Annotated in this window: 13 protein-coding genes; 5 read left to right on the top strand and 8 right to left on the bottom strand. The window is 73.6% G+C overall.

All coding sequences use genetic code 11. The features are described from left to right. Positions 1 to 13: 13 nt before the first annotated feature. On the top strand, positions 14 to 484 hold the full coding sequence (locus HCJ93_RS19415; protein ID WP_167997003.1) for a pyridoxamine 5'-phosphate oxidase family protein: 471 nt from the start codon (positions 14 to 16) through the stop codon (positions 482 to 484). 6 nt (positions 485 to 490) lie between these two features. Here the strand turns inward: HCJ93_RS19415 and HCJ93_RS19410 are convergent, their stop codons facing one another. Beyond that, positions 491 to 1,393, bottom strand: a complete 903-nt coding sequence (locus tag HCJ93_RS19410; RefSeq protein ID WP_167997002.1) for a LysR family transcriptional regulator — start codon at positions 1,391 to 1,393, stop codon at positions 491 to 493. A 74-nt stretch (positions 1,394 to 1,467) separates the two neighbouring features. On the opposite strand from HCJ93_RS19410, the gene HCJ93_RS19405 reads away from it, so the two are divergent. Continuing rightward, positions 1,468 to 2,427 carry a DMT family transporter gene (locus HCJ93_RS19405; protein WP_206317654.1) on the top strand — a complete coding sequence of 320 codons (960 nt, stop codon included), beginning with the start codon at positions 1,468 to 1,470 and terminating at the stop codon, positions 2,425 to 2,427. 58 nt (positions 2,428 to 2,485) lie between these two features. Here HCJ93_RS19405 and HCJ93_RS19400 read toward each other — a convergent pair whose 3' ends face one another. Further along, positions 2,486 to 3,823 carry an aminotransferase class I/II-fold pyridoxal phosphate-dependent enzyme gene (locus HCJ93_RS19400; RefSeq protein ID WP_167997000.1) on the bottom strand — a complete coding sequence of 446 codons (1,338 nt, stop codon included), beginning with the start codon at positions 3,821 to 3,823 and terminating at the stop codon, positions 2,486 to 2,488. Positions 3,824 to 3,858: 35 nt separating this feature from the next. Here HCJ93_RS19400 and HCJ93_RS19395 point away from each other — a divergent pair, with 35 nt between their 5' ends. Beyond that, positions 3,859 to 4,545 carry a pyridoxamine 5'-phosphate oxidase family protein gene (locus HCJ93_RS19395; protein WP_167997098.1) on the top strand — a complete coding sequence of 229 codons (687 nt, stop codon included), beginning with the start codon at positions 3,859 to 3,861 and terminating at the stop codon, positions 4,543 to 4,545. 135 nt (positions 4,546 to 4,680) lie between these two features. Here HCJ93_RS19395 and HCJ93_RS19390 read toward each other — a convergent pair whose 3' ends face one another. The 3 genes from HCJ93_RS19390 to HCJ93_RS19380 all read right to left on the bottom strand — a co-directional run bounded on the left by HCJ93_RS19390 (position 4,681) and on the right by HCJ93_RS19380 (position 7,617). Further along, a complete protein-coding gene (locus HCJ93_RS19390) occupies positions 4,681 to 5,643 on the bottom strand; it encodes a DMT family transporter (protein ID WP_167996999.1) in 963 nt (320 codons plus the stop codon). Positions 5,644 to 5,882: 239 nt separating this feature from the next. Continuing rightward, positions 5,883 to 6,839: an EamA family transporter gene (locus HCJ93_RS19385; protein ID WP_206317662.1), complete on the bottom strand. Its 957-nt coding sequence runs from the start codon at positions 6,837 to 6,839 to the stop codon at positions 5,883 to 5,885. A 178-nt stretch (positions 6,840 to 7,017) separates the two neighbouring features. Next, positions 7,018 to 7,617 carry a Clp protease N-terminal domain-containing protein gene (locus HCJ93_RS19380; RefSeq protein WP_167996997.1) on the bottom strand — a complete coding sequence of 200 codons (600 nt, stop codon included), beginning with the start codon at positions 7,615 to 7,617 and terminating at the stop codon, positions 7,018 to 7,020. 198 nt (positions 7,618 to 7,815) lie between these two features. On the opposite strand from HCJ93_RS19380, the gene HCJ93_RS19375 reads away from it, so the two are divergent. Then, positions 7,816 to 8,004: a hypothetical protein gene (locus tag HCJ93_RS19375; protein ID WP_167996977.1), complete on the top strand. Its 189-nt coding sequence runs from the start codon at positions 7,816 to 7,818 to the stop codon at positions 8,002 to 8,004. Between the two features lie 96 nt (positions 8,005 to 8,100). Here the strand turns inward: HCJ93_RS19375 and HCJ93_RS19370 are convergent, their stop codons facing one another. Beyond that, the gene (locus tag HCJ93_RS19370) at positions 8,101 to 8,733 is read right to left on the bottom strand and encodes a PadR family transcriptional regulator (protein ID WP_167996996.1); all 633 of its coding nucleotides are present in this window, start codon (positions 8,731 to 8,733) and stop codon (positions 8,101 to 8,103) included. A gap of 200 nt (positions 8,734 to 8,933) precedes the next feature. Between HCJ93_RS19370 and HCJ93_RS19365 the strand changes: the two genes are divergently transcribed. Then, the gene (locus tag HCJ93_RS19365; RefSeq protein WP_167996995.1) at positions 8,934 to 9,743 is read left to right on the top strand and encodes a PhzF family phenazine biosynthesis protein; all 810 of its coding nucleotides are present in this window, start codon (positions 8,934 to 8,936) and stop codon (positions 9,741 to 9,743) included. Positions 9,744 to 9,788: 45 nt separating this feature from the next. On the opposite strand, the gene HCJ93_RS19360 is transcribed toward HCJ93_RS19365, so the two are convergent. Then, the gene (locus HCJ93_RS19360) at positions 9,789 to 10,592 is read right to left on the bottom strand and encodes a CPBP family intramembrane glutamic endopeptidase (protein ID WP_167996994.1); all 804 of its coding nucleotides are present in this window, start codon (positions 10,590 to 10,592) and stop codon (positions 9,789 to 9,791) included. A 162-nt stretch (positions 10,593 to 10,754) separates the two neighbouring features. Beyond that, positions 10,755 to 12,272, bottom strand: coding sequence for a glutamate-cysteine ligase family protein (locus HCJ93_RS19355; RefSeq protein ID WP_167996993.1), 1,518 nt, complete (start codon positions 12,270 to 12,272; stop codon positions 10,755 to 10,757). Positions 12,273 to 12,506: the final 234 nt, after the last annotated feature.

The raw sequence follows: 12,506 nt of genomic DNA, 5'->3' as shown, positions 1-12,506 counted from the left end.
CAGAGGGGGACGTATGGCCGCCACGCAGCGCCGGGGCCGGAAGATCATGATGACGCCCGGTGAGCTGGACGAGTTCCTCACCACTCAGCGGACCTGCCGGGTCGCCACGGTGTCCGCGGACGGCATGCCGCATGTCAGCGCCCTGTGGTTCGTGTGGGACGGCTCCTCGCTGTGGCTGTACTCGGTGGTGCGGAGCAAGCGGTGGGCGCAGCTGCGCCGGGATCCGCGGGTGGCGGTCGTGGTGGACACCGGGGAGGAGTACGAGGAGCTGCGCGGGGTGGAGCTGTCGGGCCGGGTGGAGTTCGTGGGCGAGATCCCGCGCACCGGCGAGCTGTGCGCCGAACTCGATGTCCCCGAGACGCTGTTCGCCCGCAAGAACTTCGGGCTGGACGAGATGCCGCACGACGGCCGGCACGCCTGGCTGCGCCTGACCCCCGAGAAGATCGTGTCCTGGGACTTCAGAAAGCTGGGCGCGGTGCGGTAGCCCGCCTCACCCGGCCTTCCTGCCCGCCTCCTGGAGCCCGTGCACGGCGGCCCGGATCGACGGGCGGCGGTCGGCGTCCGCGCGCCAGACGACGAAGATGTGCCGGACCACCCGCTGCTTCAGCGGCACGGTGACGACGCCGTCCGGTACCGGATGGCGCCCGAGCACCGGGGCGATGCACACGCCCAGACCCGCGGAGACCAGGGCGAGCTGGGTGTGGCTCTCGGCGGCGCGGTGGCCGATGACGGGCTCGACGCCCCTGGAGCGCAGGGTGAACATCAGCCACTCGTGGCAGAACTCGCCCTCGCCCCAGGTGATCCACTCGTCCTCGGCGAGTTCGGCGAGGTCGATCTCGTCGCGTCCGGCGAGCCGGTGGCCGGCGGGGAGGGCGACGTCGGCCGGGTCGTCGAGGACGGGCGCCTTGACCAGCCCGTCGGGCAGCGGCATCGGCTTGTTGTACCAGTCGAGGACCACCGCCAGGTCCAGATCGCCCCGCACCACTCCGGCGATGCCCTGCTCCGGCTCCAGTTCGCGGGAGCGCACCCGGAGCGCCGGATGCTCCTCGCGCAGGGCGGCGAGGGCGAGCGGGAACAGTCCGCGGGCGGCGGTGGGGAACGCCGAGATGCGCAGTTCGCCGGCGACCTGTCCGCGCTGCGCCTCCAGATCGGCCTGGGCCAGCTCGACCTGGGAGAGGATGCGCGTGGCGTGCTCGGCGAGCAGCCGTCCGGCATCGGTGAGCCGGACGCCGCGGCCGTGCTTGGCGAGCAGCCGCTGCCCCGCCTCTCGCTCCAGCTTGGCCAGTTGCTGGGAGACGGCGGAGGTCGTGATGTGCAGTGCCGCGGCGGCGCCGCTGACCGACCCGTGCCGGGCGAGGGCGTCGAGGGTGCGCAGGCGCTCCAGATTCAACATGTAAGCGATGCTACGAGATATCACGCGGAAATTCTCGATTGTGCTACGAGATTCCGTCCCTCATCGTGGAGGCCATGAGCAGCCTCTCCCCGTCCACCACCACCGCCGCGCCGGGTGCGGCGCAGCAGGCACCCGTGCCGTCCTCCCCCCGCCCCCGCCTGGACTGGCGGCTGCGGTTCGGCGCGCTGTCCCTGATCTGGGGCTTCAGCTTTCTGCTCATCAAGGTCGGCACCCACGGCTACGCGCCGTTCCAGGTCACCCTGGGGCGGCTGGCGTTCGGCACGGCGGTGCTGGCGGTCGCGATGGCGGTGCGCAGGGAGCGGCTGCCGCGCGGGCTGCGCACCTGGGGTCACCTGGCGGTGGCCGGCTTCTTCCTGAACGCGCTGCCGTTCTCCCTGTTCGCCTTCGCCGAGCTGACGATCCCGTCCACCCTGGCGGGCATCTGCAATGCGACGTCGCCCCTGTGGGGCATGGCGCTGTCCCTGGTCGCCCTGTCCGAGGACCGGCCGACCCGGCTGCGGGTGGCGGGGCTGGGCGTCGGCTTCCTCGGCGTGCTGACGGTGCTGGGCGCCTGGCAGGGCTTCCACGGCCTGGACGCGCGCGGCACGGCGATGGCCCTGCTGGCCTCGCTCAGCTACCCGGTGGGCTGGATCTACGTACGCCGCACCCTGGCGGGCAGCAGCCACTCCCATCTGTCCCTCACCGGCGGCCAGCTGCTGCTCGCCACGGTCCAGCTGGCGGTGGTCACGCCGCTGTTCACCAGCGTCCCGGCCGAGTTCGCGGTCGTGCCGCTGCTGGCGGTCGCCGCCCTCGGCACGCTCGGCACCGGCCTCGCCGTGCTCATCCAGTACGGCCTGGTCGCCGAGGTCGGCCCCACCACGGGGCAGATGGTCACGTACTTCGTCCCGGTGATCGCCGCCGCGGCGGGCATCGTCGTCCTCGGCGAGACCCTGACCTGGTCCACTCCGGTGGGCGCGGCGATCGTGCTCGCGGGAGCCGCCCTCACCCAGGTGAGGCCGAAGCGAGGGGCGTAGCGGCCGGTCCCGGGACGGCGCACCGGTCCCGGGACGGCGCATCGGGCCGTGCGGGATGTCAGACGTACGTCCTCGGGGCCTCACCCGTCCCCGACAGGGCGCCCGCGACCGCCTCGGCCAGCGGCTCGATGTCGTCCTCGGTCAGCGTCGAGACGGTGATGCGGACACCGGGCGGGGCGCTCATCCGGAAGCGGGCGCCGGGGGCCACCGCCCAGCCGGCGTGCAGCAGGCGGGCCACCGCGCCGGTCTCGTCCGTGACGGGCACCCAGACGTTCATGCCGCTGCGGCCGTGCGCCGTGATCCCGCGCCGGGCCAGCGCGTCGATCAGCGCTTCCCGGCGCCGGGTGTAGGAGGCCGCCACCGCCCGGGGGTCGACCGCGCGGGCGGTGCGCAGCCCCACCAGGGCGCGCTGCAGCAGGAGACTGACCCAGCCGGGCCCGAGCCGCTGCCGGCCCCGCACCAGGTCCACCGTCACCGGGTCGCCGGTGAGCACGGCCAGCCGCAGATCGGGCCCGTAGGCCTTGGCGGCGGAGCGGACGAAGGCCCAGCTGCGGGTCGCTCCGGCGAGCGGGTGCAGCGGCAGTCCGGCGATGTGGTGCCCGTGGTCGTCCTCGATCAGCAGCGTCCCCGGGTGTTCGGCGAGCACGGATCGCAGGGCGCGGGCGCGCGCCTCGCTCAGGGCGGCGCCGGTCGGGTTCTGCGCCCGGTCGGTGACGACCAGGGCCCGCGCGCCGCCCGCCAGGGCCCGCCGTACGTCCTCGGGCAGCGGCCCCTCGTCGTCCACGCCCACGGGGACCACGCGCATCCCCAGCGCCGGTACCAGGTCCAGAACGCTGCGCCAGCCCGGGTCCTCGACGGCGACCGCGTCTCCCGGCCTGAGATGGGCGGCGAGGACCCGTTCGAGGGCGTCGAGCGCCCCGGAGGTGACGGCGACGGGGCCGTCCGGCACTCCGTCGGCGTCCAGCTCGGCGCGGGCCAGCCGGGCCAGTTCCGGCTCCACGGGCGCGTGCCCGTACAGCACCGGCTCCCTGTCGCCCCGGGCCGCCGCGGCGGCGAGGGCCTCGGCGAGCGGCGGCAGCAGCGCCGGGTCCGGATTGCCGTCGGAGACGTCCCGCACCCCCTCCGGAACCTCCACCCGGATGAAGTCGCGGCCGGTGGTGGCCGGTCTGGGCCGCACCCGGCTGCCGCGCCGGCCCGAGGTCTCGATCACCCCGCGCTCGCGCAGCGTCCGGTACGCGGCTGCCACCGTGTTGGGATTCACCCCGAGCTCCTGGGCCAAGTCCCTCAGAGGCGGCAGCAGTTGGCCCGGCTGCAGTGCCCCCTCGCGCACCCCGCGCTCGATGCTCGCGGAGATCTCCGCTGCACGCCGGCCCTCGATCCGATACTCTCCTAGCACAAAGCCGATTATGCACTAGTACAATGGAGAACGCGATGCAGGGGACGCAGCCGCCGCCCGAGCAGACCGCCGCCAGCTATCCGCGCACCGAGCGCACGGTCCCCACCCGCTCTCCCGACCGCGCCTCCTACCACAGGGAATTGGTGCACTCGATACTCGACGAGGGCTACGTCTGCCATCTCGGCTTCGTCCGCGACGGCGCCCCGGTGGTGCTCCCCACGCTCTACGCGCGGGTGGGCGAATGTCTCTACGTGCACGGATCGACGGGTTCGCGCCCGCTGCGCGCCGTCGGCCAGGCCGCCCCCGGCCTGCCGGTCTGCCTGACCGTCACCCATGTCGACGGCCTGGTGCTGGCACGCTCGGCCTTCCACCACTCGGTCAACTACCGCTCCGTTGTGGTGCACGGCCCCGCCCGGGACGTCACCGACCCCGAGGAGAAGCGGCGGGCCCTCGACGCCCTGGTGGACCACGTGGTGCCGGGCCGTGCCGCCGACACCCGCCCGGCGAACAAGAAGGAGCTGGCGGCCACCGCGGTGATCCGCCTCGACCTGAACGAGGTCTCCGCCAAACTGCGCACCGGCGGCGTCAATGACGAGCCGGAGGACCTGGGCCTGCCCCACTGGGCCGGTGTCGTCCCGGTGCGCAAGGGCTACGGCACACCGATCGCCGACCCGGATCTCGCACCGGGCACCGGGCTCCCGCAGTACCTGCGGGAGCTGTGACAGCGCCGGAAGAAGTCGCCATACGGGCGTGCGGGGCCTTCCCTCCCGGCGGGGGGGAAGGCCCCGTCCCGTTCAGGGGCCGCCGAGGCAGCCGCCATCCCCGCTGAGGGGCCGGCGGGACAGCCCCGGTCCCGGTCAGACCGGCAGCGCGTCCGCCGCCTCCGCCCGCGCCCGTCCGCGCGCTCCGCGCGCCTCGCTCATCGCCAGACCCGCGACCGAGCCCAGCATCAGCAGCGTGCCGGCCAGGGTCGTCACGGTGAGCCGCTCCCCGAGCAGGGTGACCGCGAGCACCGCCGCGCTCACCGGCTCGAGCAGCATGATCACGGAGACCGTGGCGGACCGGACGACGGCCGCACCGGCGAAGTAGAGGCCGTAGGCGAGGGCCGTGGGGACGGTCGCGATGTAGGCGATCAGTCCTGCCAGCAGGGCGGGGTCCTCGGCATGCGGCAGCAGGCCCTCGGCCGCCGCGAACGGCAGCAGCAGCACGCTGGTGACGGCGAAGGCGTCCACGGTCGTCCCGGAGGCGTCCGTCCGGCCGTCGCGGCCCCACCAGCGGGTGAGCAGGGTCATCGCCGAGTACCCGGCGGCGGACAGCAGCGCCAGGAGCACGCCCCAGGCGTCCACCGTGGCCTCTCCCCCGCCGAGCACGAGCACCACGAGGCCGAGCAGCGCACCGGCCACCGCGGCGGCTCCGGTGCCTCCCAGCCGCTCTCCGAGGAGCGCCCGCGCGCCCAGCGCGATGAGCACGGGCCCGGCGCCGAGGGTGACCACGGTGGCGACGGCGAGGCCAGTGGCGGAGACGGCGGCGAAGTAGGCGGTCTGGAATACGGCGAGCCCGGCGCCCGTGGCCGCGGCGCGCAGCGCACGGCGCCGCAGCGGCTCGGGTCCGGCGGTCCGGGCGCGCAGCAGCAGGCGGGCCGCGAACAGCAGTACGAGGCCGGCCGCGCAGCGCCAGAAGGACAGGGCGACGGGCCCCATGTCACCGGCCCGGTAGGCCAGGGAGGCGGCGGCGCCCGCGGTGCCCCAGGCGGCACCGGCGACGATCAGATAGAGCAGGCCACGCCCGACGGGCAGGGCCGGGGAAGCGACGTTCGACACGTGTTCTCTCCGCAGCAGCGCGCACCCGCCCGGGCGGGCGGAGCGCGGACGTTCGGAAGGATGCCGCGAGGACGAGCCGGATCAGCGCTCGGCAGGAGCACCGGCTCGGCGGGATCCACGGACCGCTTCTGCGGGCAGCACCGCCGGACCCGGCGAGCTGCCGGGCCTGGGGACGGAAGCGCCCGCCTCAGGCGGCCGGAGGCGGAAGAACAAGTGCGCGCGCGTGCATGATCGGCACCTTAGGCCGCCTTCCCCGGAGCGGACAACTCCCGTTCGGGTCCGCCACCGGCCACCGGCTGTACCGAGCCCTTGGCCGGCGTGGAGGACTGGGCGATGAAGGCGCCCGCCAGTACGACCGCGCCGCCGAAGATCTGCGGTGCCGACAGATGCTCACCGAGCAGGATCCAGGCCAGTACGGTCGCGATGACCGCCTCCAGGCAGGCCACCACGCCGGCGACCTGGGGCGAGAGGCGGCGCACCGCCAGCACGCCGGTGACATAGGCGATCACCGTGGCGAGCAGAACGATCCAGGCCAGCAGCGCGAACGCGGCGACCGGGGTGCCGTTCATCTCCGCGCTTCCCGCGAGCACCGCCCAGTCCATCGACCAGGGGCGGGCGACCACGGTGAGCACGGCGGCGCCGGTCAGCAGCCCGTAGGCGATCACGCCGAGCGGGTCGGGTGCCTCGTCCCCGGCGTCGCCGCCCCGGTCGGAGAGGACGAAGTAGCCGACCTGGCAGCAGGCGGCACCGAGCGCGAGCAGCAGCCCGAGCGCGTCGAAGCCGAGCCCGGCCCACACCTCCACGACACAGGCGAGCCCGCCGACCGCCAGCACCACGCCGACCGCGGCGGCTCGGGTCACCGGCCTGCGCTGCACGTACCGCACCCAGCCGAGCACCAGGGCGGGCGCCAGGTACTCGACCAGCAGCGCCACGCCGACGGGGATCCGGGAGATGGCGGCGAAGTAGCAGGCCTGCACCCCGGCGACGGCGAACAGCCCGAACCCGGCGAGCAGTCCGGGACGGCTGCGCAGCAACCCCCGGTGGCGCACCGCCAGCGGCAGCATGACGAGGGCGCCGCCGGCCACCCTGAGCCATACGACGTGGAGCGGGTCGAGTCCCGCCTCGATCAGCGGCTTGGCCGCGACACCGGATCCCCCGAAGGCCACCGCGGACAGCAGAGCGAGGCCGAGGCCCATGCCCTTGCCGCGACGGCTCCGGGTACTGACAGACGTATGCACCGGGCCATGATGACAGGCGACGACAGGAGCGTCACCCCCCATGACACCTGTCTCACGGGCTGGACGGCAGGGTGAGCGGTGGCGGAGGGGAGCGCGGAAGCGTCCGGCAGCCGCCACGCCCCGGACGCCGGTGCGGTCACCAGGAGGCCGGGTCCTGACGCCCCACGGGCCACCCTCCGCCGGGCGACGCCTCCACCTGGCGGTCCGGGCCGTCCAGCGTCTCGACGCGGGTGTGGACGTCGCGCGGGTCGAGGCCGGCTCGCTGCAGGACTTCGACGGCCCGCGCCTGGGGGTCGGTGACCAGCGCCGCGAGCAGGTCCACGCCCCGGGCCACGGCCTCGCCACGGCGCCGGGCGCGCTCCCGGGCGTGCTCCATGCAGGCGGCGGCCAGCGGCGAGAAGCCCTCGGCCTCCGTCACCACGGGTATGCCGCCGGAGTCCTCCACCCCGCCGCGCCAGCGCAGTCCGTATCCGATGCTGCGCTGGACCAGGTAGCCGAGCAGCCGGGCGATCCCGGGACCTTCACCGAAGACGGCCCGGACCTCGGCGTCGCTCTCGAGCAGCGAGTGCAGCAGATGGGCGGTGTCGATCTGCCGGTCCCCGTCCCGGAGCACCCGGCGGCGGGCACCGGCGACGGCCGCTGCAAGCTCCGCGCTGAGCCTGGCATCGCTGTCCGCGCTCCGGCCGGACCGCTCCTGCGGTTCCCGGTCGGACTGGCGTGGGATACGGGGTTGCACGTTCCCACCTCATCAGCGTCACGGCGTCCGGTCATCCCCGACGGGAAGCATTCCGGCGTCCCACAGGAAGCTGACCCGGCCGCCCGGCATCTCCTCCTTGCGAATGAGATCAGGCCGTTCTCCCCCGAGGGGCGCGCGCCGCCTTGCGCCGCGCCCCCGAAGGCAACCCACGGGCCGTGCCACTGGTCCAACCGGATCATGGAGAGCAGCTGCTGGCTGGTGGCCCTGCCCGCGGTGGACGGCAGACAGTACGTCTATCGCGTGCACGCTCCCGAGGACGCGCTGCTCGCCGACCTGTTCTGGGAGGCGTGGCACTGCCACGACGAGGGCCCCCACCCCCGCGCGTGGGACGTCTTCGACGCGGCGGTCATACGCCGCATGCGCTGACGCCCCGGCGCCCTTCTGCCGCAACGGCGCAGCGCCCCGCACACCGGGCGTGTGCGAGGCGCCGGGCCGGCGTCCTCCCTCGCGGGTGCCGGTCCGTCAGTGCTCGTCGGCGAGGATCAGATACAGCTTCTTGCGGGCCTCGTCGATGACGGCGAGGGCCTTCTCGCGCTGCTCCTTGCTGCCGGTCTTCCAGACCTGCCCGAAGGCCTCCATCAGGCCGAAGCCGGCCTGGCGGATCTCGTTCAGCGCCTCCCAGTCGACCCCGCGCGAGGCCTCCTCCCAGGGAGCCTCGGGGCCCTCCTCGGCGGCCGCCCGGCCCTCCTCGGTGAGCGAGAACAGCCGCTTGCCGCCCCCGCCCTCGGTCTCGCTGGTGATCAGCCCCTCGTCCTCCAGCAGCTGGAGGGTCGGGTACACCGAGCCGGGGCTGGGCTTCCAGGCCCCTCCGCTGCGCTCGGCGATCTCCTGGATCATCTCGTAGCCGTGCATGGGCCGGTCCTTCAGCAGGGCGAGGATCGAGGCCCGCACATCACCGCGCCGTGCCCTTCCCCTCGGTCCGCCGCGCCCTCGTCCGCCCCAGGGGCCGTGCCCGAACCCCGGACCGAAGGGCGGCCCACCGGGGCCACCGGGCCCGAAGGGCCCGAACGCCGCGCGCAGCCGCTCGGCGTCTCCCGGGAAACCGCCGCGCCGCCCGCCGGGACCGCACCCGTGCTCGTGACCGTGCGTACGCATCGCCATCACACTCCATTCCATCGTTGATCTGTCGCGATACTTCAACGATATATCGGCAACACTCGCACGACAAGACCGTCCGAGTGTTCGGCCCTCCAACGGCAGGGGGTGGCGGAACGCGGTCACCGGTCCCCAGAACCGGGCCAGATGCCGGGAATTGGCCTTGGCCCGGGGCTTTGTGCGGCCCCTACGGTCGGGGCATGCGGATCCGAATCGTCGATGCCTTCGCCGACCGTCCCTTTGCCGGCAACCCCGCCGGGGTGCTGCTCCTCGACGCCTTCCCGGACGACGCCTGGCTGCAGAACGTCGCCCTGGAGGTGAACCACGCCGAGACCGCGTTCGCCCATCCGCTCCCCGCGGGCGGTGAGGCCGACTGGGCGCTGCGCTGGTTCACCCCCGCCACCGAGGTCGCCCTGTGCGGCCATGCCACGCTCGCCACCGCCCACGTCCTGCGGTCCACCGGCGCCCATGAGGGGCCGGTGCGGTTCGCCACCCGCAGCGGGGTGCTGATCGCCACCCCCGAGGAGGACGGGTCGGTCACCCTCGACTTCCCCACGGCACCGCTCACGCCCGTCGACATGCCCGAGGGGCTGGTGAAGGCCCTGGGCGCCGAGCCGCGGGCCGCGTACGACACCGGGCCGCAGGTCGGGGACCTGCTCGTGGAGCTGGCGGCCGAGGAGGAGATCCACGCGCTGCGGCCCGACCTCAAGGGCCTGTGCGAGCACTCCGAGCGCGGCATCATCGCCACCGCCCGCGCCGCGGACCCGGCGGGCGGCTACGACTATGTCTCCCGCTGCTTCTTCCCCGACGTCGGCATCGACGAGGACCCGGTCACCGGCAGCGCGCACACCGCGCTGGCCCCGTACTGGTCGGAGCGGCTCGGGCGCACCGACCTCACCGGCCTGCAGGCCTCGGCCCGCTCCGGCCGCGTGCGCACCCGGCAGCACGGCGAACGCACCCTGCTGAGCGGCCGGGCGGTGACCGTCATCGACGGGGAGCTGCTGGTCTGACCGCCGGGTCCGCGCGGGGGCGCCTCCCGCGCGCCCCCGCTCCGGTCACGCCGTCGGCAGCCAGTCGACCTTCCCGGCCAGCAGCGCGTACCCGACGAACGCCCCGATGTCGAGCAGCGTGTGCGCCGCCACCAGCGGACCCACCCGGCCCCAGCGGCGGTACAGCCAGACGAAGACCACGCCCATCACCATGTTGCCGATGAAACCGCCGATGCCCTGGTAGAGGTGGTACGAGCCGCGCAGCACGGAGCTCGCCGCCAGCGCGGCCCCCGGCGACCAGCCGAGCTGCCCGAGCCGGCGCAGCAGATAGCCGACGACGATGACCTCCTCGACGATCGCGTTCTCCGCCGCCGAGAGGATCAGCACCGGGAACTTCCACCACACGCCCGGCAGCGCCTCGGGCACCACGGTGAGGTTGAAGCCGAGGCCACGCGCGGCCAGGTAGAAGGCGATGCCGGTGCTGCCGATCACGGCCGCGATCACGGCGCCGCGCGCCAGGTCGGACCAGGGGCGGGTGCGGTCGAAGCCGAGGGTGCGCAGCCCTTCGCCCTCCCGCATCAGGAAGTGGGCGACCAGCGCGACCGGCACCAGGGCGGTGGCGATGCCGAACAGCTGCCAGGCCAGGTCGAGCCAGGGACGGCCGGGCGCGGCCGAGGCGTTGAGGGTGGCCGCCTGGTCCTTCAGGCCTCCCGGTCTGGTGACCGAGCCGATGAAGCTGATCAGTGCGGACACGCCGCTCGCGCCGAGGGACAGCGCCAGCACCAGCAGCATCTCGCTGCGCAGCACCGTCCGGGTCAGCCCTGCCCGGGCATGGGGATCGGCCGCCCCCGGGCCTGCCTCCGCCTGCACACCTGCCTCCACTTCACCGACCGCTTTGATCAGGTCCGATCAGTATGAGGGGCGCGGCTGCGGGTGCGCCGACGGGCGGGGCAGCGGGACACCGGTCGGACCGGTGCCGCCGTTCAGGCCGGGAACGCAGGTCGCGCGAGCGCGGCCGGGCCCGGGACGCGGTCAGGCCGTCGGGACCGGCTCCGGCAGACCGATCGGCCAGGTGTGAACGGGGTCGCCCTGCTCCATCAGGGCCCGGTACCGGCGGGTGGTGGCGGCGAGGGCGGCGTCCCTGGGCAGCCCCTGCTCCAGGGCCCGGTGGAAGGTGGCCGCCTGCCAGCTCGCGCCGTTGGTGCGGCGCCGGCAGCGCTCCTCGATCACCCCGAGGTACAGGTCCCGGTCAGCCGGTTCGATGCCCCAGGCGTCCAGCCCGGCCTCGGCCAGCGGCAGCAGCTCGTCCCGGACCAGGGCGACCGCGTCGACCTCGGTGGTGCCGCCGTAGCGCCCGCGCCGGGGCCAGGTGAAACGGGCGTCGATGCCGTGCTTGCAGGCGGCGTCGAAGTTGGCGGCGGCCGCCTCGAAGGGCAGCCGGGACCACACCGGGCGGCTCTCCTCGGCGAGGGCGCGGACCACTCCGTAGTAGAAGGCCGCATTCGCCACGACGTCGGTGACGGTGGGCCCGGCGGGCAGCACGCGGTTCTCCACCCGCAGATGGGGGACGCCGTCGGCGACGCCGTAGACGGGACGGTTCCAGCGGTAGATCGTGCCGTTGTGCAGGACCAGCTCGGCGAGCGACGGTGCGCGGCCCTCGCCCAGCGCCTCCAGGGGGTCCTCGTCGTCGCAGATCGGCAGCAGGGCCGGGAAGTAGCGCAGGTTCTCCTCGAAGAGGTCGAACGCGGAGGTGATCCACCGCTCCCCGAACCAGGTCCGCGGCCGCACGCCCTGCGCCTGCAGTTCGGGCGGGCGGGTGTCGGTGGACTGCTGGAACAGCGGCGGCCTGGACTCGCGCCACAGCTCACGGCCGAACAGGAACGGGGAGTTGGCGCCGACCGCGATCTGCGCGGCGGCCACCGCCTGCGCCGCGTTCCACACGTCGGGGAAGCGGGCCGGGGTGACCTGCAGATGCAGCTGCACGGAGGTGCAGGCGGCCTCGGGGGCGATGGACTTCGAGGTGCAGCGCAGGTGCTCCACACCGTCGATGTCGAGACTGAAGTCCTCTCCGCGGGCGGCCACGATCTGATCGTTGAGCAGGGTGTAGCGGTCCACGTCGGAGAGGTTCGAGGAGACCAGATCGTCCCGGTCGAGCGTCGGCAGAATGCCGATCATCACGATTCCGGCGTCCACCTCACGGGCTTTCCGGTCGGCATAGGCGAGAGAGGTCCGCAGTTCCTCGGCGAGCCGGTCGAATACCCGCCCCTCGAGCCGGTGGGGGGCGATGTTGACTTCCAGATTGAACATGGCGAGTTCTGTCTGGAAGTCCCGGCTGGCGATGCGTTCGAGCACCTGGGCATTCAGCATTCTCGGCATGCCGTCGGCACCCGCGAGATTCAATTCGATCTCCAGCCCCATGAGGTTCTTGGGGCGGTCGAACCGCTTCTCCGCCAGGAGTCGCTCCAAGCCCGTCAGACACCTGCGGAGCTTGTCGCGGTAGCGCTGGCGATCGGACAGGTCGAACTGACCTGCCGCGACCTTCTCCCCCATCGAAGCGTCCTTCCCTGCGGGCGGGCCGTCACACGGCCGCCGGGTCCCGGTCCACAAGCAAGGATGCCCAGCGGATGCGATCGATAACGTCCCGCCCGGTGCCGCCCGCCGCTACCCTGGTCGATATGACCAGCGGCACATCCACGAGGCAAGCCGCGGAACGGGTGTTACGGGCCGGTTGACAACTCGTGAAAAACGCCGACGGCAATTGGCCGTCCGCCGGTCCGGTGTTTT

Origin of the sequence: Streptomyces composti (assembly GCF_012034205.1) — a bacterium.
Taxonomy (GTDB): Bacteria; Actinomycetota; Actinomycetes; order Streptomycetales; family Streptomycetaceae; genus Streptomyces; species Streptomyces composti.
Note: the sequence above shows the minus strand (reverse complement) of the source record. Positions and strands in the feature narration are given on the sequence as shown.

What these genes read in the sequence shown, in the direction of transcription:
- HCJ93_RS19355 (WP_167996993.1), bottom strand. Translation starts at nt 12,272, where the DNA reads ATGGGGGAGAAGGTCGCGGCAGGTCAGTTCGACCTGTCCGATCGCCAG.
- HCJ93_RS19375 (WP_167996977.1), top strand. Translation starts at nt 7,816, where the DNA reads ATGGAGAGCAGCTGCTGGCTGGTGGCCCTGCCCGCGGTGGACGGCAGA.
- HCJ93_RS19365 (WP_167996995.1), top strand. Translation starts at nt 8,934, where the DNA reads ATGCGGATCCGAATCGTCGATGCCTTCGCCGACCGTCCCTTTGCCGGC.
- HCJ93_RS19395 (WP_167997098.1), top strand. Translation starts at nt 3,859, where the DNA reads ATGCAGGGGACGCAGCCGCCGCCCGAGCAGACCGCCGCCAGCTATCCG.
- HCJ93_RS19415 (WP_167997003.1), top strand. Translation starts at nt 14, where the DNA reads ATGGCCGCCACGCAGCGCCGGGGCCGGAAGATCATGATGACGCCCGGT.
- HCJ93_RS19410 (WP_167997002.1), bottom strand. Translation starts at nt 1,393, where the DNA reads ATGTTGAATCTGGAGCGCCTGCGCACCCTCGACGCCCTCGCCCGGCAC.
- HCJ93_RS19405 (WP_206317654.1), top strand. Translation starts at nt 1,468, where the DNA reads ATGAGCAGCCTCTCCCCGTCCACCACCACCGCCGCGCCGGGTGCGGCG.
- HCJ93_RS19385 (WP_206317662.1), bottom strand. Translation starts at nt 6,839, where the DNA reads ATGGGCCTCGGCCTCGCTCTGCTGTCCGCGGTGGCCTTCGGGGGATCC.
- HCJ93_RS19370 (WP_167996996.1), bottom strand. Translation starts at nt 8,733, where the DNA reads ATGCGTACGCACGGTCACGAGCACGGGTGCGGTCCCGGCGGGCGGCGC.